The organism is Stenotrophomonas sp. YJH_SMC_91, from assembly GCF_059368495.1.
In genome coordinates, this window is sequence record NZ_JCAFRT010000007.1 from 143,788 (window position 1) to 165,628 (window position 21,841).

Sequence of the window (21,841 nt, forward strand, 5' to 3'; positions counted from 1 at the left end):
GCCACCACTATCGCAGATGCGTTCGCCGCGGCACAGACATGTCCGTCACAACATCACTTGAGCACGACCAGGGAACTAGCCTGCGATGCGCCGCATCACCGTCTCCAGCGGGCCGCGTGCGAACTGCCACGACCATAGCCAGGCCGCGCCCGTCGCCAGCATCAGGAACAGCAGCGCCCACAGCAGCACCGATGCGAGCGACGCGCTGCCATCGAGCAGGCCCAGGCTTTCCAGCGTGCCCATGCCCAGCAGGATGTGGCCGGCATACAGGGTCAGGGTCATGCGTCCGGCCGCGGTGAACGGCTCCAACCAGTCACCCGGTCGCACACGCGCCAGCCACAGGCAGGCGGCGATGACACTGCAGGCCGCACCCGCGCCCGTAAGCACATAAGCCGGTCCCGGCGGCATCGGCTGCGTTCCCAGCCACACCTGCCAGGACGTTCCCTGCGCAAGCTGCTGCACGCCATGTCCAGCCCCGATCAGCAGCAGCCCCAGCACCAGCAATGCATGCTGTACCCGCGGCTGCGACAACTGAAGCCGTGCCAGAAGCATCCCCAGCAGGAAGAAGCACAGCCACGGCATCAACGGGTGGAAGCCATTGAACAGCAGGTTGCGGGCCGCGCCCGGCCATTGCCACAGGCCGGCATATTCCAGCGTCTGCCAGTTCCAGCCTTCGCTGTAATTCAAGTGCAGCAGCGCCCAGAACGAACAGGCGGCAATGGCCACGATGCTGGTCAGCAGCACGCGCGGCGAGGCACGCAGCCACACCACGGCCAGCGCGAAATACACCGCGTAGTAGTGCAGGATGTCGGCCGGGAACAGGGTCAGGTTGAGCAGGCCCAGCGCCAGCAGGAACAGCGCGCGCCTCATGGTCTGCACGCTGGCGGGCCACCACCCTTGCCGCTGCGTGGCCAACACTAGGCCCAAGCCAGCCAGCGTAACGAACGTCGCCGAAGCCTTGCCTTCCAGAAAGTGGAAGAAGCCTGCCAACCATCCGGCGCCCTCTGCCGGCACGGCCATCGCCAGGCGGAAGTTGACCAGCACCATGCCGGCCAAGGCCAGGTAGCGCGCCAGATCAAGGCCGTGCAATCGCCGGTCAACGGCACTCATGCGCGCGCCCCGAGCAGCAGCGCGAGCAGGCCAAGATCCAGCGATGCCTCATCGCCGCCACCGGCTTCGCCCAGCCCCCGACGCAGTGCATCGCTTTCAATGGCATCCAGCAGCACCTGCGCCTGCAATGCGGGGGCCAACACGGGACGCCGGCGTTCGCGCTGTGCCACCTGCTGCAGCGCTTCGGCCAGGACCGCCTGCAACTGCCTGCGATTGGCCGCAAATGCCTCGGCTACGGCCGGATTGCGTGCGCTCTCGGCCAGCACTTCGACGGCGAGCGTCGCCCATTCCGGCTGCCGGCACAGTGCGTGGAAGTCCCGAAGGAAAGCCAGCACCTGTGCGCGCTCGCCTTCGGACGCGGCCAGTCGCTGCAGCAACGGTGCCAGCTCTTCGCTCTCAGCCACCGCCACGGCAAGGATGATCGCCTCCTTGCCCGGGAAGTGGTTGTAGAGATTGCCCAGGCTGACACCGGCCGCCTGCGCGATGTCACGCATGCTGGTCTGGTGGAATCCCTTCTCGAGGAAGCACTGCAGGGCGGCCTGCAGGATCTGCGCGATGCGTTGCTCGTTGCGGTCGGCTCGGCTCATGGCGCGAATAGTGAACGAACGTTCGTCCAATTAAAAGGCGACAACCCGACCACCATCGGGCTTCGTTCAGCCAGCCTTGACCTCAACCGCTGTTGAGGCCCGATGCTGCCCGGCCCGCCCAACGCTCAACCCGGAGTTCCTGCATGCCACGGATGATCGCCACCCTGCTCGACAGCCGCGTGCTGTGGTTCCTCGCCCGGCTGCTGCTGGCCGTGGTGTTCCTGTCCTCGGGCCTGGCCAAGCTGCTGGCGTGGGACAACAGCGTGGCCGAAATGCAGGCCGCCGGGCTGCAACCGCCTGTGCTGTTCAACCTCGCCAGCGCCGTGGTGCTGCTGGGCGGCGCACTGTGCCTGCTGCTTGATCGCCTGCTCTGGCTGGGCAGCGGCGTGCTGGCAGTGTTCATGCTGCTGACCATCGTTGTCGTGCATACCTTCTGGACCAAGCACGGCGCGGAACAGCAGCTGGCCCTGTTCTTCGCGCTGGAGCACCTGAGCGTGGTGGGCGGCCTGATCTGCGCGGCCATCGCCAGCCACGCGCGGGCTCAGAAGAACTCGTCGAGCAGCCGGTAGAACGCAAGCCGGCGCTCGTCGGCCACCGCGCCGTAGCGCTGGAACAACGGCGCCACCCAACGCGTGTCGCCGAAGTTGTGGACCAGGCTGCGCGCGGCCAGCGCCAGGTCCTGGTAGCGGTCGGCAACACCCAGTCGCCCACAGTCGATGAAACCGCTGAAACGCCCCTCGACCACCATCAGGTTCGGCAGGCAGGCATCGCCATGGCTGACCACCAGGTCTTCATGATCGGGCCGGGTGCTGCACAGTTCGGCGAAGACCTGCTGCGGACTCTGGCCCAGGCGCTCATCATCGAAATCATCGGCATCCACCAAGCCCGCTTCGACGCGGGCCTGCGCGGCCTGCAGGCGCGAGGCCAGTCGCTGGTCAAACGGACAGGCTGCCAGCGGCAACGCATGCAGCCCGCGCAGCGCGTCGGCCAGCAGTTCCACCAGCTGCTGCGGCGCGAGTTCCGGCGACGAAGCCAGGTCGCGGCCGGGCAGCGCGCTCATCAGCAACCAGCGCCGGCCCGCTTCTTCGGCGGTGGCAATTACCGTTGGTGCCGGTTGTCCCTGTTCCTGCAGCCAGCGCAGGCGCGCGATCTCATCACCGAGCTCACTGAAGGCGTCGATCACTTCCGACTTCACGAAGGCATCGGCCTGCCCCGGCCGTTGCACACGGGCTACATCCGCGCGCGACACGCCGATCGACTGCCGCTCGATGCGCGCATCGGCCAACGCTTCCTGCCATGCCCACGGTAGCGGCATGCCATCAGTGAAGGGATTGGGTGCTTCCATGCCGGGGTGTTCCTGTTGCCGGTGACCCCGCCGATTCTCGCTCATGTTGCACGAACCGCGGCCAACAGCAGCGCGGAAAGGTACATGCCCACGCCGAACACGCTGTGCGCCACCAGGCTGCGCAGGCGTGCCTTGCCCGGCGCCGGGGTCTTCGAAGCGGCAATGCCGGCACCCATGCCCGGCTGCAGGATGAAGAACGGCGCGGCAACGCTGAGGATGCCGAAGGCCAGTGCCGGCCACAGGGTGGGTGCCTGCGCCCAATCGCTTCCTGCCACGGCCAGCAACAACGCGGCGAAAACCACCCCGATCACGTAATGCGCGGTCCAGCCCAGCGCGCGCTCGCCACCGACCGCTGCCGCGCGGCCGATGCCGTTGTGGCGGAAGCGCCCGCGCGGCAGGTGCCCCAGCCAACGGCCCACCATCGCGAAATCCAGCGAGGGAATGCCGAACAGCCGCCGCTGCACCACCGCCCACAGGTCCATTACTGCGGTCGCTCCCACGCCGACTACCACCGCATCCATCACAAATGTCGCCTGGCCAGGCATCGCAAACCTTCAATTATTTGCTTGAATGATAGAGCGATGCTAGCGTGCCCCGCATGAACGCTGCAACAGAGCCACCACCCTCGCCGCTTGAGGCCTTGGCCGAGATCGCCCGCACGCTCGGCCATGCCCATCGCCTGGCCCTGCTGGAGCACATCGCCCAGGGCGAGCGCGCCGTGGAACGCCTGGCTGAACTGACCGGCCTGTCGGTGGCCAATACCTCCCAGCACCTGCAGCAGCTGCGCCGTGCCGGCCTGGTACAGACCCGCCGTGACGGCAAGCGCATCCTCTACCGCAGCGGTGATGGCCCGCTGGGCAACCTGCTGGCCGCACTGCGCGACTATGCCGACCACCAGCGCAGCGAAATGCACGGCGTGATCCACGACAGCCTGCAGCGCCGCGATGCGCTGGAAGGACTGACCGTGGAGCAGCTGCTGGAACAACGCAGCAGCGTGGTGCTGCTGGATGTGCGGCCGCGCGAGGAATTCGATCTGGGCCACCTGCCAGGCGCGCTGAACATTCCCGTTACGGAACTGCGTGCACGGATGGACGAACTGCCGCGTGCCGTCCACATTGTCGCGTACTGCCGCGGTCCCTACTGCGTGCTGTCCAACGATGCGGTGGCGATGCTGCGCGAGGCCGGACTGACCGCGCAGCGGCTCGCCGCCGGTTACCCCGAATGGAAGGCCGCCGGCCTGCAGGTGGACCTGCCCCGGCACTGAGCGAGACACCGGTCATGGATGATGTGTTTGCCCCGTTGATCGATGCGACCTGGCGCGGCGTGTTCTCCGGGCAGCGCACGCTGCGGGATGATCCACAGCTGCAGTTGGCGTGCAGCGATGATTTCGATGAGGGCGAGGACGGCATGCTGCTGCAGCCGGTCGTGGGCCCCGCTCGCGCACTGTTGCGCCCTGCCCTGGCGGCTCGCCTGCACCTGCACGCGCAACTGCACTGGACGCTGGCACAGCTGCAACAGCGCCTGCAGCAGCTCGGCCAGCGCACGCATGGTGCGGATCGTGTCTTCTACTTCCCTGCCGCAGAACTTGCGGCCCTGGCCGCGCGCCCTGCACCACCACATATCCGCCGTCTCGACCCGGCCGACGCAGCCGCGTTCGAGGTGTTCCAGGCCAACGCCAGCGAAGAGGAACTCGATGCCGCCTGGGTCGAGCTGGACCACTGGCAGGTGTTCGGCGCATTCGATGGCGAGCGGCTGGTTGCCGCGGGAAGCATGTACCCGTGGAGCGTGGATCCAGCCCTGGCCGACATGGGCGTGCTGACCCTGCCCGAGGCCCGCGGTCGCGGGCACGCACGCCAGCTGGTACACGCCATGGCCGTGTCCGCGCAGGCGGCCGGGCTGCAGCCTCAGTACCGTTGCCAGCTCGACAACACTGCCTCGATCATTACCGCCGAGCGCAGCGGCCTGCGCGCGTTCGCCGACTGGGACACCATTCTGGCTGCCGACTGAGGCCGCCGCAGTACAACAAGGAAGCAACATGAAATTGATGGTCATCGGCGCCAGCAGGGGCCTGGGTCGGGCGTTCGTGGAAGGCCTGTGCAGTGCGGGCGACACCGTCATCGGCGTTTCGCGCAGCCGTCCGCGCGACCTTGAATGCCCCGAGGGTGTCACCCTGCAGTGGATCGAGGCCGATCTGTCCCAACCCACCCTGGCTGCCAATCACATCGCAGCGCAGGCACCGGCCGATCTGGATGTGCTGATCCACAACCTGGGCATCTGGGAAGAGACCGCCTTCAGCGACGAGTACGCCTTCCTCGACGAGAGCGATGCCGCGCTCACCCAGCTGGTCGACGTCAACATCACCGCGACCCTGGTGCTGCTGCAGCGCCTGCTGCCGCGGGTGCTGGGCGCGCCACGCCCGCAGCTGGTGCTGACCGGCTCGACCTCGGCACTGCCGCGCAGCGGCCGCCCGGAAGTGGCGTTCGGTGCATCCAAGTTCGCACTCAACGGCATCGCCGATGCACTGCGTGAGGGTTTCCGCGATCGGCGCTTGGCGGTGACAAGCCTGCAGTTGGGCTACCTCAACACCGACGATGCGCTGTCGGTGCCGGTGGCAGAGGCCGCAGGGCGCGGCGACGGTGAACTGGTGCCGGTGCACGACGTCGTTGCGATGGTGCGCGCGCTGCTGCAGTTGTCACCGTCCGGCTTCGTGCGCGAACTGGTGCTGCCGGCCATCGCCGACCCGCGCTACTGACTGCAGAGACCTTGGTCGGGCCCTTGGTGGCCGCGTAGGCGCCTGTGGTTTACCCTGCTCGTCACTGGCCGTCGGTCACAGGCGGGAACCTGCTATGGATGCGCTTTCACGGGTCTCGGCCCAGGTCCTGGACAGCGCCCTGCCCAGCCTGCCGCTGTACCTGCTGCAGGCCACGGCGGTGATCGGCATGATCGGCGTGCTGCTGATCGCCACCCGCCGCGCCGGCCACGCCATTGAAGGCCGCCGCCTGTATGTGGGCGTGGCGCTGGGCCTGATCTACCTGTTCAATTCCTGGTTCGTGGCCCGCTACAGCCAGGGCGTGGTCAAGCTCCACCTGGGTTTCGACATCCTGCTGGTCAGCGGCCTGCTCGGCGGCTGGCGCGGTGGCCTGGCCTGCCTGGGCGCCAGCCTGCTGGCCCGCTACCAGTTCGCCGGCACCCAGTATTTCCTGCCTGCCAGCCTTGAGGCCGTGTTGCAGATGCTGGCCGGCGTCTGGCTGCGCAGGCGCCTGCACCCGCGCATGCTCAATGAACTCTCGCTGCGCATGATCCTGCACGCCTGGGGCGTTCGTATCATCGTCACTGCGTTGGGCCTGGCACTGGGGGTAGCAATCATCGGCGCCCATCAGCTACCCGTGGAGGAGTTGGCAATCCAGCGCCTGCTGGCACTGCCACTCTCACTGCTGATGCTCGGCGCGGTGTTCGCACTGGTCTACAACGATGCGCAGATCGATGCACAACGCCAGCGCGAACAGGCCTGGCTGCGCATCGATCCGATCAGTGGCCTGCCCAACATGCGTGCGCTCGGCGAACGCCTGCAGCATTACTGGCGCGACAACGACGGCATCGGCAAGGCCTGCCTGATCGTGGCCGAGATGGGCAACCTGCGCGATCTGCGCCTGCGCTATGGTCCGCTGCAGGACAACGGTATCTGGCAGCGCGACAGCACCGAAGAAGTACATCGGCTGCTGCCCTCGCTGCCGGCCACGCAACTGGAGATCTACCAGTTCGGCGATGCCGCGCTGGCGATCCTGGTGCGCGACCTGACCTTGTCCGAACTGCGCACGCAGCCCCAGATCACCGAGCTGGCCAGCAACCTGGCCGAGCAGGTCGGCCGCGATTGGCCCGGTTTCCGGCCGCTGTTCCGCTGTGCAGTAGTCGAATTGAAGCCCCCCGTAGATGCCGACGAAGGACATCTTCCGTTCCGTGCGATCACCGTTGCACTGAGTGCGATCGAATCCGGCGTCGTGTTCTTCGACGACCCGATCCAGCGCGACAGCGAGATCGACGCCCTGATCGAAGTCGCTCTCGAACGTTGGCTGCAGCAGGGCGACGCACCGCTGTGCTACCAGCCCAAGCATCGCCTGCAGGATCGCCAACTGGTCGGCGCCGAAGCACTGCTGCGCATGCGCGACGGCGAGGGCCGGCTGATCGCGCCGATGCGGGTGATCTCCCTGCTGCGCCGGCAGGGACGGCTGGCTGAACTGGAATGGGCCACGCTGCAGTCGGCCATCCACTTCCTGCAGCAGTGCCGACGCGATGGCACGCAACTGAAGATCGCAGTGAACGTTTCGGCCGAGTCACTGCGCCTGCCCGACTTCGGCCTGCGCCTGCAGGAACTGCTGCAGCTGCACGATGTGCCTGGCGTGATGTTGCGCCTGGAGATCGTCGAATGGACCGAGATCGTCGAGCGCGACGTGGTAGATGCCAACATCGCACAGCTGCTGGCGGCAGAGGTCACCCTGTCGCTGGATGATTTCGGCGCTGGCTATTCAACCCTGATCCTGCTCTCGCAGCTGGCCATCGCCGAGGTCAAGATCGAACAGGCGCTGATCGCCACACTGTCCGACGCCAAGTCGCAGTCGATCGTGCGCTTCATCGTCGAGGTTGCGCACCGCTGCGGCGCAATCGTGGTGGCCGAAGGTACCGAAACCCTGGCGCAGGAGCAGAAGCTGCGGGCCCTGGGCGTGGATGTCGGCCAAGGCTATCTGTACTCGGCGGCGCTGCCGGCCGACGAGTTCCTCCGCTTCGCCGCCAGCTAGACCGCGTAGAAACCCAGGAACATCGCCACCGTCGATTCGGCCACGCGTGCACGCTCCTGTGCGTTCAACGGCGCCTGCCCCATCGTCACTTGGGGCCAGAACGCAAAGCTCTTCACCAGCCCGTGCAGCTGGTGGCCAGCAAATTCCGGATCGACCTCGCGCAACCGGCCATCAGCGATGGCCGCGCGGATCCATGCACTCTCGCCGCTTTCCTTTTCACCCATGCGGCAGACGATGGCTTGCGCACGCTCCGGTGAGTGGATGATCTCGGCCATCGCCACCCGCGCCAGGTCGATGAAGTTGGCATCGCTGAGCAATTCCAGCTTCTGCCCCAGCAACTGCAGCAACTGCGCCTGCAGCGGCTGGTCGGCGCGGTACGGCAATGTGTCGCTGGCCACGCTGCGCTCCCACAGCTCCTCCAGGATCATCGAGAACAGCGCTTCCTTGCTCGGGAAGTGGTTGTAGACGGTGCGCTTGGAGACCCCGGCCGCCTCGGCAATGCGGTCCATGCTGGTCGCCTCGTAGCCCGAGGCACGGAACTCCTCCACCGCCGCGCGCACGATGGCTTCGCGTTTGCGGTCGGTCAGGCGTTGCGGGGCACGGGGCATGGCGGGAACCGGATAACTGAACGGATGCCTCCATTTTACACTCGGCAGTGTACTTTTGGAAAACCCGAAACTACACTGTGCAGTGTACTCAGCGGACGTCACCCATGAAGCGCCTGCTCCTTGTCCTCCTGCTTGGAATCCTCGCCGTGACCGCCTACACCTTCTGCAAGTCCTGGTCCCTCCCCGACTTCCCCGAGTCGCCGCAGTACCGTGATGGCAAGTTCCGCAATGCCCTGCCCCGTCCAGCGATGGGCCTGCGCGACGGCCTGGAGATCTGGTGGACGTTCCTCTTCAACAAACCCAAGGGCACCGTGCCCGCGCACCCGATTCCAGTGCAGCCGCTGGACCGCGCCACACTGGACGCCGCGCCGGACCGCAGCCTGTTCCGGCTGGGGCACTCCACGATCCTGCTGAAGCTGCGCGGCCAGTACTGGCTGACCGACCCGGTGTTCTCCGAGCGCGCCTCGCCGGTGCAGTGGATGGGCCCGGCCCGCTTCCATGCGCCGCCGATCAGCATCGACGATCTGCCGCCGATCGCCGGCGTGATCCTCTCGCACAACCACTACGACCACCTCGACCATGCAGCGGTGATGCAGCTGGCCGGCAAGACCGCGCGCTTCATTGCACCGCTCGTCGTCGGCGACCAGCTGATCGCCTGGGGCGTGGACGCCAGCAAGGTCGAACAGCTGGACTGGTGGCAATCGACCGAGGCCAATGGCCTGCGCCTGACCGCCACCCCCGGCCAGCATTTCTCCGGCCGCGGACTGGGCGACAGTGATCGTAGCCTGTGGGCGTCATGGGTGATCCAGGACGGCGACTTCCGCATCTTCTTCAGCGGCGACACCGGCTACTTCGACGGCTTCAAGGCCATCGGCGAAAAGTACGGCCCGTTCGACCTGACCATGATCGAGACCGGTGCCTACGATCCGCGCTGGGCGTTCGTGCACATGCAGCCGGAACAGACGCTGCAGGCGCACCTGGACCTGCGCGGCAAGTGGCTGCTGCCGATCCACAACGGCACCTTCGACCTGGCCCTGCACGAGTGGCAGCAGCCGTTCGAACGGATCACCGCGCTGGCCGCAGCGAAGAATGTTCCGGTGGCCACGCCGATGATGGGCGAAGCGCTGGACATGCAGGCGCCGCAGGCGGGTACGCGATGGTGGGAGACGGTGGAGCTGTAATGCGATGGGCTCCGATTCTGGCCGCTGCTACGTCTTCGGGTGAAGCCTGCGCCCTTCCCGGGCCAGATTGATCTGCAGCGCAGCGGCGGCGAGCTCGGTCATTTCCGTCGTGACTTTCCCGCTGCCGCGCGCTCGCAGCCAACCGAGAATGTCGACCAGATGCCAGATCGAGGTCGAGCCGTCATGCACGGGGGACGGAAACGACTGCGGGTTGGCCAGCATGAGCTTCCGCATGTTCTGGCGCGACATTCCGAGCAGGTCTGCGACGTCAGTGAGCCCCACCAGATCGGGGCTCACTTCAACCAGTTCGGCACCGGGCACGGCCCGCTGCACATCGTCCAGCGCCGAACGCAGGGCAGCCCCTGCGCTGTCTGCTTCGCGGCAGAACGCCAGGGCCAGCCGTCCCGGCAGCCCAAGGCCCACAAGCGCGTCGTCACAGCCGCCTTCGGCCAGGCGCTGCTCGAGGACGCCGATTTCATTGCCTGTGTCCGGCAAGCGGTACTTCAGGGTGAAGTTGAATTCCATGATTGACCCCTTCGCTTCTGACGAAGCCTGATCTCATTGCTCACGACTGCAGTTCTCGACCACACGCCGCAAGGCCCTTGCATGATGGCTGCCGCTTCGCGGCGTGCTCCAGACGCTCACGATGCAGAACTCCCCGCATCGGCAATCGGTGTCGTTGTAAGGGCAATACATCCGGCCCCACGCATGGCCGCCCGCCATACGGAGCCTCCACCCGCGGTCCTCCGCGAACTGCAACGCCGCTTCGATGTCCTTGTCTGGATGACGCGCTCGAGACATTCCTTGTTCTCCATAGTCTGCACACGGCTCACGTAAGTTGTCAAATGACAACCAAACTAAAAGACTTGCGATGTGACCCTAGCCAATCCGCGCTACACGTCCAGAGCCACATCCGTCAGCCCTCCCGTGATGGCGGGGCCAGCGTCCAGCGGCGCTGCAGTGCGTCATGTAACCGATTACATCCCTTGCTAGCGTAGCGCTCGCCCGATTCCGGTCGATCCTGCGAGGCTGCCAGTAATGACGTTGCGCGCCGAACGCTCCAAGGTCTCCACACCGCTTTTCCCGTTGCGCCCTGCCGCTGCCCTGCTGTTGGCCGCCCTGGCCTCCAGCGCACAGGCACTCCCCCCGCGCAGCCAATGGCAGGCCAGCAGCTCCTCGCAGCAGGTGCCGGCGATGGCGATCAGCCACCTGATCGACGGCGACCCGAAGACCGTCACCGGCGGTGCCTTCAGCCCCGGCCACTGGTTCCAGATCGACCTGGGCGCGCCCACCCTGCTGGCCGGCGCGCGCCTCACCTGGGATGTATCGAACCCGGAAGGCTATTCACTGCAGACGTCAATGGACGGCACGCAGTGGCAGACTGCGTACACGATGGCCGATTCGCTGGGCGACGTGGAAACGCTGTACTTCGCACCGCGGCAGGCGCGCTACCTGCGGCTGGCCAGCCCGCAGCGCACCTCCGACTGGGGCGTGTCGATCTTCGAGATGGAGCCACTGGACGACTCGCTCAGTGCACGCATCGGCGGTGTGGATGCAGCGCAGGCAGCAGCGCTCTGGCAAGGCGGTGGCGCCGTTGCGGTTCCGGCCGGAAAAGGAGGCGCTCACGCGTTCGAGATCACCCTGCCCCGCGCGCAATCCACGGCTGGCCTTGTAGTGGAATGGGCGGAAGGCGCGCGCGGCGCTGCCCGACTGCAGGCGCAGGACGCGCAAGGCCGCTGGCAGGACCTCGCACATGATGCGCAGGCTGCCAGCCGCAGGCAGAGTTGGCTGGCGGCTGACACGGCGCAGCCGCTGCGTGCATTCCGGCTGAGCGTAGACGGCGCCGCACCGCAGGTCGCGCGACTGCGCCTGCTCGGCCCCAAAGCGGTGATGACGCCGATGAAGCGCTATCAGATCGCCGCCAGCGGCGCGCAGCGCGCGTTGTTCCCGGCCTCGCTGCAGATGCAGCAAACCTATTGGACCGCCGTCGGCGTGCACGCGGGGCGACAGAAATCGATCTTCGACGAATACGGCAACCTGGAAGCCTTCAAGGGCGCGCCGCTGGTGCAGCCACTCTGGCGTAGCGCTGACGGGCGTGCCGCAGGTGCCACCGGGCAGAACGTGCAGCATGCATTGCGTGATGGCTGGAAGCCGATGCCCTCCGCCACCTGGTCACCGCAGCCCGGCCTGGAGCTGCGCAGCGAAGTGTTCGCCATCGAACGCGACGGGCAACCGGTCACCTTCCTCCGCCATCGCTTGCACAACACCGGCAAGACCCGCATCGACGGCACGCTCAGCCTGGTCGTGCGCCCGATGCAGATGAATCCACCGTGGCAGAACGGCGGGCTGTCACCCATCCGCGATGTGGCGATCGATGGACAGGCCGTGCGCATCAATGGACGCACGCTGCTGCAGTCGCTCACGCCGGTGACTGCGTCCGGCGCGGCGCCGTTTGGCAGGGATGGCGCAACGGAAATCACCGCGACCCTCGCTGCCGGCCAGCTGCCCTCCACGCAACAGGCGCGCGACGACGAGGGTCTTGCCTCGGCTGCGTTGAACTACCGCGTCTCGTTGGCGCCGGGAACCAGCGATGCCATCGTGGTCGCGTTCCCGCTGGGTACTGCCGCCGCCGATAGCAAGGGCGCACTGCCCGAGGCGCCTGCGCTCGATCTGGCCACGCTGCCCCGCGATGCCAATACGGCGTTCGATTCCCTGGCCACGCAAGCCTCCGCGGACTGGCAGGCACGGCTGGGCCAAGTCGGGCTGCGCCTGCCCGATCCTTCGCTGGTCGACATGCTGCGCGCGCAGGCCGCCTACATGCTGATCAACCAGACCGGCCCGGCCATGCAGCCCGGGCCCCGCAACTACAACCGCTCTTTCATCCGCGACGGCATGGCCACCTCGGCGGTGCTGCTGCGCATGGGCGAAGCACGCGTCGCGCGCGACTACCTGGCCTGGTACAGCGAACACGGCGTGCATGCCAACGGCCTGGTCTCGCCGATCCTCAACGACGATGGCAGTGTCAACACCGGTTTTGGTTCGGACATCGAGTACGACAGTCAGGGCCAGTACGTGACGCTGGTGGCCGATGTCGCGCGCCTCGATGGCGGGCCCGAGTCGGTACGTGCCTATCTGCCGAAAGTGAAAGCGGCGCTGCGCTTCCTGCAGGAACTGCGCGAGCGCACGCTGGTGCCCGGTTACAAGGCCGACCAGCCGGCGCCGAAGCGATTCGCGGGCATCCTTGCGCCGTCGATCAGCCATGAGGGATATCCGTCGCCCACCCACAGCTACTGGGATGACTACTGGGGACTGAAGGGCTGGCACGACGGCGCGTGGCTGGCCGAGTCGCTGGGCGACCATGAAACCGCCCGTTGGGCGCGCGAACAGTACACGCTGCTCTACGACGCGCTGCACGCCTCTATCCGGGCGACGATGGCGTGGAAGGGCATCGACTTCATTCCCTCCTCGGCCGACCTGGGCGATGGCGATCCAACCGGCGTATCGATCGCACTGGACCCCACCGGTGCGCAGAGCGTGCTGCCCACCGAGGCACTGCGGACCACCTTCGCGCGTTATCTGGAGGATGTGCGCAAGCGCAGCCAGCCCGATGCGCTGTACGCCTATACGCCGTATGAGATCCGCAACGTGCTGAGCTATGTGCACCTGGGCCAACCGCAGGTTGCCGATGAGCTGCTGCAGGGACTGCTGCATGATCGGCGCCCGCTTGAGTGGCAGGTACTGGCCGAGGTCGTGCACTCGCGGCTGCGTTTCCCCCGCTACCTGGGCGACATGCCGCATACCTGGATTGGTGCCGAGTACGGCCGCACGCTGTTCGGCATGCTGATGCGCGAAGACGATGATGCGTTGTCATTGCTGCCGGGCACGCCGCCGTCGTGGGTGGCGGGCGATGGGTTGGCGGTGGAGCGGCTGCCGACCGCGTATGGCACGTTGCAGATGCAGGCGCGGCAGCGCGACGGCATGCTGACGGTCACGCTGGGCAAGGGGTTGCGCAGCGGAACGGCAGTGAAGGTCTGGTGGCCGGCGCGCACCATGCCGAAGACGGTGCGTGTGGATGGGCGTAGCGTTTCCGACTTCGATGCCGAGGGTATGCGGCTGGCAAAGCCGTTCAAAACGCTGGAGGCGCGCTGGTAAAGCAGCCGAGCATGGCTTGGCTCTACAAAGCGGGGCCCGCCGGGCCACGCCCGGTGTCATTGCAGCGTCGGCAATCCCGGCGGGTTGGTCTGCGACTGCGGCACAGCTTCCTCGGCCACGTCCCATCGCTTCAGCGCCTGCGCATAGGTACCACTGGCAATCTGCGTGTTCAGCGCCTGCGTCACCGCATCAGCCAGGCCGCTGCCCTTGCGGGTGGTCACCGAGATCGCCGCAGCGTTCGGCCAGCCGCCGGGGAACAGGCCCACGCGCCGCACCTTGCCGTCGCGTGCCGAGTACGCGCCGGTGGCATTGGGCTCGAACGAGACATCGGCCCGCCCGGTGATCACCGCCAACCGGCCGACCACCGCGTCATCGAAGTACTGGTACTCCACCGGCTTCAAGCCGGCAGCGATGTTCTGCTGGTCCCACTGCCGCAGGATCTGGTCCTGGTTGGTGCTGGCACCGACCACCACCTTCAGCCCGGCAACGTCGGCCGGCTTTTCGATTTTCCGGATGGGCCCGTCGCTGCGCGTGTAGATGCCCAGCAGGTCGTAACGGTAGCTGGAGAAATCGAACTTCTTCTTGCGCTCCTCGGTGACCGTCACGTTCGACAGCACCGCATCGTACTTGCCCGACTCCAGCCCCAGCGGCCAGTCGGCCCAGGCCACCGGCACGATCACCAGCTTCAGGCCCAACGCATCGGCGATCAGCCGCGCGATGTCCGGCTCGATGCCGACCACGTCCTTGCTGTCGGCGCCGTAGTCGGCCAGCGGCAGCTGCCCCGGGTGGGTCGCCACGGTGAATGCGCCCGGTGTGACGAAGCGGTAGCCCGCCGGAATCAAGGCCTGCGCCTTCGGGTCGAGCGTGCCCTTCAGCACGGCGGTGTTGGTACCGGCCAGGCTGGTCGCGGCCACAGCGGCAGCCTCCGGGGCCTGGCGCACGCGCGAGTAGACGATGCCGGCGATGCCGATGACCAGCACGCCTGCGATCAACAAGGTGCTGCGTGAGGGGCGACGGGGTGCTGCAGGGCTCATGGCATTCCTTGAGGGTTACAGGGTCTTGGCCAGGAAATCGGCGGTGCGTTGCTGGCGCGGGCGCTCGAACAGGGCCTCGGGCGTGCCCTGCTCGATCACCCTGCCCTGGTCCATCATCACCACGTGGTCGGCCACGCGGCGGGCGAAGCTCAGCTCATGGGTGACGATCACCAGCGTGGTGCCGGAACGGGCCAGTTCTTCGATCACGCTCAGCACCTCGGCCACCAGTTCCGGATCCAGCGCCGACGTGGGTTCGTCAAACAGCAGCACCTTCGGCTGCAGCGCCAGCGCGCGGGCGATCGCGATGCGCTGCTGCTGGCCACCGGACAGCTGGCGCGGGAACGCATCGGCCTTGTCGGCCAGGCCCACCCGCTCCAGCAGCGTGCGCGCCTGCCGCTCGGCCTGCGCACGCGGCACACCGCGTACTGCGATCGGCGCCTCGATGATGTTCTCCAATGCGGTCAGGTGCGGGAACAGGTTGAAGCCCTGGAACACCATGCCCACTTCGGCACGACGGCGACGGATCTCGCGCTCGGGCAGTTCGTACAGGGTGTCGCCATCGCGGCGGTAGCCGATCAGCTGGCCGCCGACAGTCACGTAACCGCCGTCGGCGCGTTCCAGGTGGTTGATCAGCCGCAGCAGCGTGGATTTGCCGGCGCCGGACGGGCCGATCAGAACCGTCACGCTTCCAGCGTGCAGCTCCAGGTTCACGTCTTCCAGCACCGGCTGCTCGCCGAACACCTTGCCTACGCCATGCAGCGACACCGATGCGCCCTCGCCCGCTTCAACCTGGGTGGCGATGCGCGGGCGGTTGACTACGCGCGGTGCGGCATCACTGGATGTCCGCACCGGTGACGACACCCGCGACACCGAGCGCTCGCGCTGCAGTTGGCCGCGCGCGAAGCGCTGTTCCACGCGCCGCTGCAGCAGCGACAACACGGTCAGGATCACCAGGTACCAGACCGTGGCCACCATCAGCAGCGGCACCACTTCCAGGTTGCGGCGGTAGATCACCTGCACGGTGTAGAACAGCTCAGGCAGCGCCAGCACGTAGACCACCGAGGTGCTCTTGGCCAGGCCAATCACATCGTTGAACGCGGCCGGCAGGATCGAACGCATTGCCTGCGGCAGGATGATGCGGCGCACCTGGCGGCCACGCGGCAGGCCGAGCGCGGCCGCGGCCTCGTACTGGCCGTGGTCGACCGAGAGGATGCCACCGCGGATCACCTCGGCCGAGAACGCCGCCTGGTTCAGGGTCAGGCCCAGCACCGCGGCGGTGAACACACCGATCAGCTGCGTGGTCGGGTACGAGAACAGGCTGATGCCGGTGAACGGCACGCCCAGTTCGATGGTGCTGTACAGATAGCCCAGGTTGTTCAGCAGCAGCAACAGCACCAGCAGCGGAATCGAACGGAACAACCACACGTAGCCCCACGACACCGCCGACAGCAGCGGCGAGCCAGAGACGCGGGCCAGCGCAAGCAAGGTGCCCAGCGCGAAACCGAGACCGGTACCGAGCGCGGTCAGCAGCAGCGTGCGGCCCAGGCCCTCGAGCACCGGGCGTGCGAAGAACCACTCAGCGAAGGTGCCCCAGCCCCAGCGCGGATTACCCAGTACGGACTGCAACCCGATCAGGATCAGCGCCAGTGCCAATACTGTGCCGAACACCTGCAGCGGGTGCCGGGCCGGCACGATCTTCAGCGCCGGCGCTGGCGCGGGCCGGGTTGCAATGCCATCCAGCGCGGTCGAAGGCGTGCTCACGCGTGGGCTCCTTGCAGCTGGGTCTGCGCAGGCACGATGACGGGCGCCGCTGCCCGCAGGTGCTTTTCGAACGGCAGGTGCGCAATGGTTTCGGGATCCGCATCCAGATCGAACAGCGCGGTGTAACCATGGCTGAGGTACAGGCCAACCGCTTCAGGCTGGCGGAAGCCGGTGGTCAGGAACACCCGCCGGTATCCTTGCCGCGCCGCCTGGTCTTCCAGCTCCTGCAGCACGCGCCGCGCGATGCCCTGGCGACGCAGCCCGGGCAACGTCCAGATCCGCTTGAACTCGGCGGTATCCGGATCGCGGTGCGGCATGAACGCGCCGCCGGAGATCGCCACCCCGTCGCGCAGCAGCAGCACGAAGGCACCGACCGGGGCCGCAAAGGCCTGCGCCGGGTAGCGCTGCAGCTCCTCGCGGGCGCTGCCGCCGATGCGTCGGCGCACGTCGGCGTAGCGGCTGTCGTACTCCTGTTCCAGGCCATCGAACAGAGGCCGTGCCAGCGGATCATCCACCGAGGTGTAGAAGAAGCGTTCGTTGCTGCTCATGCCACGTCCTTCACCAGATAGTCTTCGGCCAGCCGTGCCCACAGGCTGGCGGCGGGTGCGATTGCGGCGTCGTTGAACACGTAGCGCGGGCTGTGCAGCGGCGCGCTGTCGCCGTTGCCGACGAACACGAAACTGCCCGGCCGCGCCTGCAGCAGGAAGGCGAAATCCTCGCTGGCGGTGCGTGGCGCGAATTCGGGCACCACGTGTTCTGCACCGAATCCCCGCACAGCGACCTCGCGGATGTAGGCAGTCTGCTGCGGGTGGTTGATCACGCTGGGGAAACCGCGCGGGAACTCGATCTCGGCGCGCGCACCGAACGCGGCAGCGGTCTGCTCGGCAATCCCGGTGACCCGGCGCCGCAGGGTGTCGCGTACCTCCGGCAGGTAGGCGCGCACGGTCAGTTTCAGCTCCACCACGTCTGGAATCACATTGGCGGCCTGGCCGCCGTGGATCGAGCCGATGGTGACCACGCCCATCTGCCGCGGATCGACATTGCGCGACACCACGCTCTGCAGCGCAGTGATGATGTGCGCGGCGACCAGGATCGGATCCACGCTGCCCTGCGGCTCGGCACCGTGGCCACCCTTTCCGATCACCTTCAGCCGTGCCCAGTCCACCGACGCCATCGCCGGGCCATCGACAAAGCCGAAGTGGCCCACCGGCACGCCCGGCCAGTTGTGCAGGCCATAGATCGCGTCCACCGGGAAGCGCTCGAACAGGCCGTCGGCAATCATCTTCGACGCGCCCGAACCGGTCTCCTCGGCCGGCTGGAACACCAGCTGCAGGGTGCCGTCGATATTGCCGTGATGGGCCAGGTAATGCGCGGCGGACAGCAGGATGGCGGTGTGCCCATCGTGGCCACAGGCATGCATCAGCCCTTCGTTCTGGCTGGCGTAGGCCAGCCCCGAGTCCTCGTGGATCGGCAGTGCATCGATGTCGGCGCGCAAGCCGAGGCGACGGCTGCCCTGCCCGCGCTGCAGCGTACCGACCACGCCGGTGCCACCGAGGCCGGTGGTCACCTCATAGCCCCACTGCTGCAGCAACTCGGCCACACGGGCGCTGGTGCGGTGCTCATCGAAGGCCAGCTCCGGATGCCGGTGCAGGTCATGGCGGATCGCGATGGCCGCCTCGGCGCGTGCCGCGATTTCGGGCAGCACGCCGATGGACGCGGGGTCTCGCCGGGCATGGCCGGGCGCTACCGAATTCTCTCCGCTCATCGCCCTACCCCGCCTTCCGCGCCGGTTCGGCATCGGCCGCATACCGGCTGGCCTTGTACGGCAGTCCCAGATGCTCACGCAGGGTCTGCCCCTGCAGCTCACGCTGGTGGTAGCCGCGGGCCTGCAGGATCGGCAGCACCTGGGTCACGAAATCATCCAGGCCTTCGCGCTGTGCGGCAAAGCCGAGAATGAAGCCGTCGCTGGCACCGGCGTCGAACCAACGGATCAGCTCATCGGCCACGTGCTCCGGCGTGCCGATGAAGTTTGGTCGCGGGCTCACCGCTTCAAGCGCCACCTGGCGCAGGCTCAGCCCCTTCTCACGCGCATCCTGCTTGATGCGGTCGGTGGTGGAACGGAATGAGTTACTGCCGATGTCACCCAGCTCCGGGAAAGGTGCATCCGGATCGTACTGGCTGAAATCGTGGTGATCGAAGAAGCGCCCCAGGTACGCCAGTGCATCCTCCAGCGTAGCCAGTGCGGCGATCGCCTGATACTTGGCTTCGGCCTCCTCGGCCGTGCGGCCGACGATGGGACCGATACCCGGGAAGATCTTCACGTCATTGCCGCTGCGGCCGTGCGCGATCGCCGAGTTCTTCACTTTTTGGGTGAACGCGCGGGTTTCTTCCAGCGATGGCGAATGGGTGAACACCGCATCGGCGTACTTGCCGGCCAGCGCAATGCCGTCATCGGACGAACCGGCCTGGAAGATCACGGGCTGGCCCTGTGGCGAGCGCTGGATGTTGAGCGGGCCTTCCACCTGGAAGAAGCGGCCTTTGTGGTCGAGCCGGCGGAACTTCTCCGGCGCAAAGAACGTGCCGCTGTCGCGCTCGCGCACGAAGGCATCGTCATCCCACGAATCCCACAGCCCCTGCACCACCTCCAGGTACTCGTCGGCGATCTGGTAGCGCAGCGCATGCTCCGGGTGCGGCCGGCCATAGTTGCGACCCGAACCTTCCAACGGTGAGGTCACCACGTTCCAGCCAGCACGGCCGCCGCTGAGCAGATCCAGCGAGGCGAACTGGCGGGCCACCGTGAACGGGTCGCTGTAGGAGGTGGACAGCGTACCGGCCAGGCCGATCTTCTTCGTCGCCGTGGCCAGTGCCGACAGCAGCGAGATCGGCTCGAAGCGGTTGAGGAAGTGCGGAATCGACTTTTCGTTGATGTACAGGCCGTCGGCCACGAAGCCGAACGCGATGCCGTTGTCCTCGGCGGTCCGCGCAATGTCGATGTAGAACTGCAGGTTGACGCTGGCATCGGCCGGGTTGGACGGATGCTTCCAGGCATGCATATGGCTGCCGGGGCCCTGCAACATGATGCCGAACGGAATGTGGCGCGGAGTGGTGCTCATGGAATCGCTCCTGCAGGTCAGGCCACCGCCGCGCGCGGCGCGGGCGACAGCAGTTCAAGGGATGTCAGGCGTGCGTCGAGGTCGGCCACCGGCGCATCGAGGATGAATTCACCCACGCCGAAGCGCCGATGCAGCGCGTCCAGTTCGCCGCGCACGTGCTGCGCATCGCCAGACAACACGCTCGGGCGTGTTTCCTCGATGCGGAAGTCGGCCACGCCCACTTGGCGTGCGTACTCGGCAGCCGCTTCGGGGCTGGGCAGGTTCACCGTCTGCCCGGGACCAAGGTGCAGCTTGTAGACGCGTAGCGCACCGATATGACGCGCTGCGGCTTCGGCAGTCGGCGCGGCGAAGGCCACCGTAGCCAGCAGCGGTGGCTGCGAGGAGACGTTGCGGTAGGCGTCGAACGCGGCCTCGATGTGCTTAGGGTCGCCGTCGAAGTGCGCGGCGTAGACGAAACGCCAGCCCAGCTCGGCCGCCTGCCGTGCACTCTGCGGGCTGGCACCGAGCAGAAAGCGCTCCGGCGCCCGCTGCGGAATCGGCCGCGCCAGCACATCGGCGTCGGCGCCGGACAGATAGCCCTCAAGATCGCGCAGTTGCTGGTCGAAGTCGGCGAACGCCGGGCGCCCCGCTGCCAATGCAGCGGTAGAGGCCGGCAGGCCGCCGGGCGCCTTGCCCACGCCCAGGTCAACACGACCTGGCGCCAGCGCCGCCAGCAGGTTGAAGTTCTCCGCCACCTTGTACGGCGCGTAGTGGCGCAGCATGACCCCACCACTGCCGATGCGGATGCGCCGGGTCTGCGCCAGCACCCAGGCCGCCAGAACTTCCGGTGCGGGGCTGGCCAACGTCGGCGCGGCGTGGTGCTCGGCAAACCAGTAGCGGTGATAGCCCAGCTGTTCGGCGCGCTGCGCCAGCTGCAGGCTGTTGCGCAGCGCCTGCTCCGGCGAGGCGCCTTCGGCCACCGGGCTCTTGTCCAACACGCTGATCTGATAGCTCATGGTCGCGTCCTCGCTCAGGGATGGGCCACGGGGATGCCGAGCAACCCGTTCAGCGCGGCCAGGATCGGTTCGGCACCGGAGATGTACTGGCGGTCCTGGTGCACGCCACTCGCGAGGTCACTGCGCACGCCCTGCGGCAGCACCAGCTTCGGCAGCGACTGGTCCTGCTCGCCGATTTCGGCGATCACCTCCCGGCGCGGCCGTGCGAAACCGATGCGGCGCACGTCCAGCTGCGCGTCCAGGCCGTCGATGCTCGACAGCGCACCTTCCAGCAACAGGCTGTGCCGGCAGAAGAAGCGCTGGCCGGGAATCTGTCCGTCCTCGAACTCACGGTCGAGCAGGAACAGGATGGGCTTGTCGGTTGCGTCCAGACTCACGGGGTCGTCCTCATCGGGGGGGCGGCAATGCGATGCCGCTTCGATATCGATGCTAGAGATGACGGCGGTCGGCACGGCGATGCCAGGCGACAATCGGCGGTCAGATCCGGCCATGCAGATGCGCCTTGGCCATAAGTAAAGCGCCGCCGGTTATGCCGTCAGGCGATCCTTCGCAGCGGCGCCGGTACCGCCAGCGCCTGCGAAGCCAGATGCCCTGCCGCGCGCTCGGCCGCCAGTGCGATGCGCGCCTGCAAGGCTGCACTGTTGATGTGCTCGCCATCGAAGTCGGCAGGCGTGGCATACACCCCGATCGGCAGCGTGTGCGCCTGCAGGAAACTGAACAACGGCCGCAACTGGTGGTCGATCACCAACGCATGGCGCTCGCTGCCACCGGTCGCCGCCAGCAGCACCGGCGTATCCACCAGCGCTTCCAGCCCGATGAAATCGACCAGGTGCTTGAACAGCCCGGGATAGGAACCGCGATACACCGGCGCCGCCACCACCAGCAGACCGGCCGCCTCGATTGCCTGCAGTGCCTGCTCTACGGCTGGCTCCGCTTCATCGCGCGACAGCGACTGCCCCAGCGAACGCGCAATCGGCGCCAGCTCCACCAGCTCCACGCTCGCATGCACCCGCTGCTGCAACGACGCCAACAAGTGCCGCACCAGCAGCAACGTGCGCGACGTTGCCGAGCTGGTCGGTGACCCCACCACTGCCACCACCTTCAATGCAGAAGACATGAAATGCTCCTCGATGATGCCGAACTACGTCCGGCCGCCTTTGGC

The 21,841-nt window shown here is 67.0% G+C and carries 21 protein-coding genes; 7 read left to right on the plus strand and 14 right to left on the minus strand.

Annotated features, from left to right (window positions below; genetic code table 11):
* Positions 1-75: 75 nt before the first annotated feature.
* Positions 76-1,110 (minus strand): DUF418 domain-containing protein, encoded by a 1,035-nt coding sequence (locus tag AC5P5X_RS11205; protein WP_111189370.1) that lies wholly within the window; start codon positions 1,108-1,110, stop codon positions 76-78.
* On the minus strand, positions 1,107-1,697 hold the full coding sequence (locus tag AC5P5X_RS11210; RefSeq protein ID WP_049449614.1) for a TetR/AcrR family transcriptional regulator: 591 nt from the start codon (positions 1,695-1,697) through the stop codon (positions 1,107-1,109). Before AC5P5X_RS11210 ends, AC5P5X_RS11205 begins: the two co-directional genes overlap by 4 nt.
* 143 nt (positions 1,698-1,840) lie before the next feature.
* On the opposite strand from AC5P5X_RS11210, the gene AC5P5X_RS11215 reads away from it, so the two are divergent.
* Complete coding sequence (locus tag AC5P5X_RS11215) at positions 1,841-2,266, plus strand: DoxX family protein (protein WP_108270052.1); 426 nt, start codon at positions 1,841-1,843, stop codon at positions 2,264-2,266.
* Here the strand turns inward: AC5P5X_RS11215 and AC5P5X_RS11220 are convergent.
* Together AC5P5X_RS11220 and AC5P5X_RS11225 are read right to left on the minus strand one after the other, a co-directional pair.
* Positions 2,239-3,042: an APH(3')-II family aminoglycoside O-phosphotransferase gene (locus AC5P5X_RS11220; RefSeq protein WP_111189369.1), complete on the minus strand. Its 804-nt coding sequence runs from the start codon at positions 3,040-3,042 to the stop codon at positions 2,239-2,241. The two genes, AC5P5X_RS11215 and AC5P5X_RS11220, sit on opposite strands and share 28 nt — an antisense overlap.
* Positions 3,043-3,083: 41 nt before the next feature.
* Positions 3,084-3,587 (minus strand): DUF2938 domain-containing protein, encoded by a 504-nt coding sequence (locus AC5P5X_RS11225; protein ID WP_111189368.1) that lies wholly within the window; start codon positions 3,585-3,587, stop codon positions 3,084-3,086.
* A 53-nt stretch (positions 3,588-3,640) separates the two neighbouring features.
* Between AC5P5X_RS11225 and AC5P5X_RS11230 the strand changes: the two genes are divergently transcribed.
* From AC5P5X_RS11230 to AC5P5X_RS11245, 4 genes are all read left to right on the plus strand, one after another.
* Positions 3,641-4,306 carry an ArsR/SmtB family transcription factor gene (locus tag AC5P5X_RS11230; RefSeq protein ID WP_005409356.1) on the plus strand — a complete coding sequence of 222 codons (666 nt, stop codon included), beginning with the start codon at positions 3,641-3,643 and terminating at the stop codon, positions 4,304-4,306.
* A 14-nt stretch (positions 4,307-4,320) separates the two neighbouring features.
* Positions 4,321-5,049, plus strand: a complete 729-nt coding sequence (locus AC5P5X_RS11235; protein ID WP_111189367.1) for a GNAT family N-acetyltransferase — start codon at positions 4,321-4,323, stop codon at positions 5,047-5,049.
* Between the two features lie 28 nt (positions 5,050-5,077).
* Entirely contained in the window at positions 5,078-5,794 is a 717-nt protein-coding gene (locus AC5P5X_RS11240) for an SDR family NAD(P)-dependent oxidoreductase (protein WP_049459944.1), read from the plus strand.
* A gap of 94 nt (positions 5,795-5,888) precedes the next feature.
* Entirely contained in the window at positions 5,889-7,835 is a 1,947-nt protein-coding gene (locus AC5P5X_RS11245) for an EAL domain-containing protein (protein WP_111189366.1), read from the plus strand.
* On the opposite strand, the gene AC5P5X_RS11250 is transcribed toward AC5P5X_RS11245, so the two are convergent.
* A complete protein-coding gene (locus AC5P5X_RS11250; protein WP_111189365.1) occupies positions 7,832-8,443 on the minus strand; it encodes a TetR/AcrR family transcriptional regulator in 612 nt (203 codons plus the stop codon). The genes AC5P5X_RS11245 and AC5P5X_RS11250 overlap by 4 nt on opposite strands.
* Positions 8,444-8,547: 104 nt before the next feature.
* On the opposite strand from AC5P5X_RS11250, the gene AC5P5X_RS11255 reads away from it, so the two are divergent.
* A complete protein-coding gene (locus AC5P5X_RS11255; RefSeq protein ID WP_111189364.1) occupies positions 8,548-9,624 on the plus strand; it encodes an MBL fold metallo-hydrolase in 1,077 nt (358 codons plus the stop codon).
* Positions 9,625-9,651: 27 nt separating this feature from the next.
* On the opposite strand, the gene AC5P5X_RS11260 is transcribed toward AC5P5X_RS11255, so the two are convergent.
* Positions 9,652-10,149: a helix-turn-helix transcriptional regulator gene (locus AC5P5X_RS11260; protein ID WP_012479990.1), complete on the minus strand. Its 498-nt coding sequence runs from the start codon at positions 10,147-10,149 to the stop codon at positions 9,652-9,654.
* A gap of 513 nt (positions 10,150-10,662) precedes the next feature.
* On the opposite strand from AC5P5X_RS11260, the gene AC5P5X_RS11265 reads away from it, so the two are divergent.
* Positions 10,663-13,776 carry a discoidin domain-containing protein gene (locus AC5P5X_RS11265; RefSeq protein WP_329762645.1) on the plus strand — a complete coding sequence of 1,038 codons (3,114 nt, stop codon included), beginning with the start codon at positions 10,663-10,665 and terminating at the stop codon, positions 13,774-13,776.
* 56 nt (positions 13,777-13,832) lie between these two features.
* On the opposite strand, the gene AC5P5X_RS11270 is transcribed toward AC5P5X_RS11265, so the two are convergent.
* From AC5P5X_RS11270 to msuE, 8 genes are all read right to left on the minus strand, one after another.
* A complete protein-coding gene (locus tag AC5P5X_RS11270) occupies positions 13,833-14,810 on the minus strand; it encodes an ABC transporter substrate-binding protein (RefSeq protein WP_111189362.1) in 978 nt (325 codons plus the stop codon).
* 15 nt (positions 14,811-14,825) lie between these two features.
* A complete protein-coding gene (locus AC5P5X_RS11275; protein ID WP_111189361.1) occupies positions 14,826-16,571 on the minus strand; it encodes an amino acid ABC transporter permease/ATP-binding protein in 1,746 nt (581 codons plus the stop codon).
* Positions 16,568-17,119: a GNAT family N-acetyltransferase gene (locus tag AC5P5X_RS11280; RefSeq protein WP_062606321.1), complete on the minus strand. Its 552-nt coding sequence runs from the start codon at positions 17,117-17,119 to the stop codon at positions 16,568-16,570. Before AC5P5X_RS11280 ends, AC5P5X_RS11275 begins: the two co-directional genes overlap by 4 nt.
* Positions 17,116-18,336 carry a M20 aminoacylase family protein gene (locus AC5P5X_RS11285; RefSeq protein WP_111189360.1) on the minus strand — a complete coding sequence of 407 codons (1,221 nt, stop codon included), beginning with the start codon at positions 18,334-18,336 and terminating at the stop codon, positions 17,116-17,118. The genes AC5P5X_RS11280 and AC5P5X_RS11285 overlap by 4 nt, the downstream gene beginning before the upstream one ends.
* Positions 18,337-18,340: 4 nt before the next feature.
* Positions 18,341-19,684: an LLM class flavin-dependent oxidoreductase gene (locus tag AC5P5X_RS11290; protein ID WP_005409343.1), complete on the minus strand. Its 1,344-nt coding sequence runs from the start codon at positions 19,682-19,684 to the stop codon at positions 18,341-18,343.
* Between the two features lie 17 nt (positions 19,685-19,701).
* On the minus strand, positions 19,702-20,679 hold the full coding sequence (locus tag AC5P5X_RS11295) for an MsnO8 family LLM class oxidoreductase (RefSeq protein WP_065184097.1): 978 nt from the start codon (positions 20,677-20,679) through the stop codon (positions 19,702-19,704).
* A gap of 14 nt (positions 20,680-20,693) precedes the next feature.
* On the minus strand, positions 20,694-21,056 hold the full coding sequence (locus AC5P5X_RS11300) for a DUF3088 family protein (RefSeq protein ID WP_005409341.1): 363 nt from the start codon (positions 21,054-21,056) through the stop codon (positions 20,694-20,696).
* 158 nt (positions 21,057-21,214) lie between these two features.
* Complete coding sequence (gene msuE / locus AC5P5X_RS11305; RefSeq protein WP_111189359.1) at positions 21,215-21,796, minus strand: FMN reductase; 582 nt, start codon at positions 21,794-21,796, stop codon at positions 21,215-21,217.
* Positions 21,797-21,841 lie beyond the last annotated feature (45 nt).

Coding starts and splice junctions, on each gene's coding strand:
- AC5P5X_RS11240 (WP_049459944.1), top strand. CDS start 5,078: ATGAAATTGATGGTCATCGGCGCCAGCAGGGGCCTGGGTCGGGCGTTC.
- AC5P5X_RS11230 (WP_005409356.1), top strand. CDS start 3,641: ATGAACGCTGCAACAGAGCCACCACCCTCGCCGCTTGAGGCCTTGGCC.
- AC5P5X_RS11255 (WP_111189364.1), top strand. CDS start 8,548: ATGAAGCGCCTGCTCCTTGTCCTCCTGCTTGGAATCCTCGCCGTGACC.
- AC5P5X_RS11250 (WP_111189365.1), bottom strand. CDS start 8,443: ATGCCCCGTGCCCCGCAACGCCTGACCGACCGCAAACGCGAAGCCATC.
- AC5P5X_RS11235 (WP_111189367.1), top strand. CDS start 4,321: ATGGATGATGTGTTTGCCCCGTTGATCGATGCGACCTGGCGCGGCGTG.
- AC5P5X_RS11270 (WP_111189362.1), bottom strand. CDS start 14,810: ATGAGCCCTGCAGCACCCCGTCGCCCCTCACGCAGCACCTTGTTGATC.
- AC5P5X_RS11210 (WP_049449614.1), bottom strand. CDS start 1,697: ATGAGCCGAGCCGACCGCAACGAGCAACGCATCGCGCAGATCCTGCAG.
- AC5P5X_RS11260 (WP_012479990.1), bottom strand. CDS start 10,149: ATGGAATTCAACTTCACCCTGAAGTACCGCTTGCCGGACACAGGCAAT.
- AC5P5X_RS11280 (WP_062606321.1), bottom strand. CDS start 17,119: ATGAGCAGCAACGAACGCTTCTTCTACACCTCGGTGGATGATCCGCTG.
- AC5P5X_RS11205 (WP_111189370.1), bottom strand. CDS start 1,110: ATGAGTGCCGTTGACCGGCGATTGCACGGCCTTGATCTGGCGCGCTAC.
- AC5P5X_RS11285 (WP_111189360.1), bottom strand. CDS start 18,336: ATGAGCGGAGAGAATTCGGTAGCGCCCGGCCATGCCCGGCGAGACCCC.
- AC5P5X_RS11245 (WP_111189366.1), top strand. CDS start 5,889: ATGGATGCGCTTTCACGGGTCTCGGCCCAGGTCCTGGACAGCGCCCTG.
- AC5P5X_RS11225 (WP_111189368.1), bottom strand. CDS start 3,587: ATGCCTGGCCAGGCGACATTTGTGATGGATGCGGTGGTAGTCGGCGTG.
- AC5P5X_RS11265 (WP_329762645.1), top strand. CDS start 10,663: ATGACGTTGCGCGCCGAACGCTCCAAGGTCTCCACACCGCTTTTCCCG.
- AC5P5X_RS11220 (WP_111189369.1), bottom strand. CDS start 3,042: ATGGAAGCACCCAATCCCTTCACTGATGGCATGCCGCTACCGTGGGCA.
- msuE (WP_111189359.1), bottom strand. CDS start 21,796: ATGTCTTCTGCATTGAAGGTGGTGGCAGTGGTGGGGTCACCGACCAGC.
- AC5P5X_RS11295 (WP_065184097.1), bottom strand. CDS start 20,679: ATGAGCTATCAGATCAGCGTGTTGGACAAGAGCCCGGTGGCCGAAGGC.
- AC5P5X_RS11215 (WP_108270052.1), top strand. CDS start 1,841: ATGCCACGGATGATCGCCACCCTGCTCGACAGCCGCGTGCTGTGGTTC.
- AC5P5X_RS11290 (WP_005409343.1), bottom strand. CDS start 19,684: ATGAGCACCACTCCGCGCCACATTCCGTTCGGCATCATGTTGCAGGGC.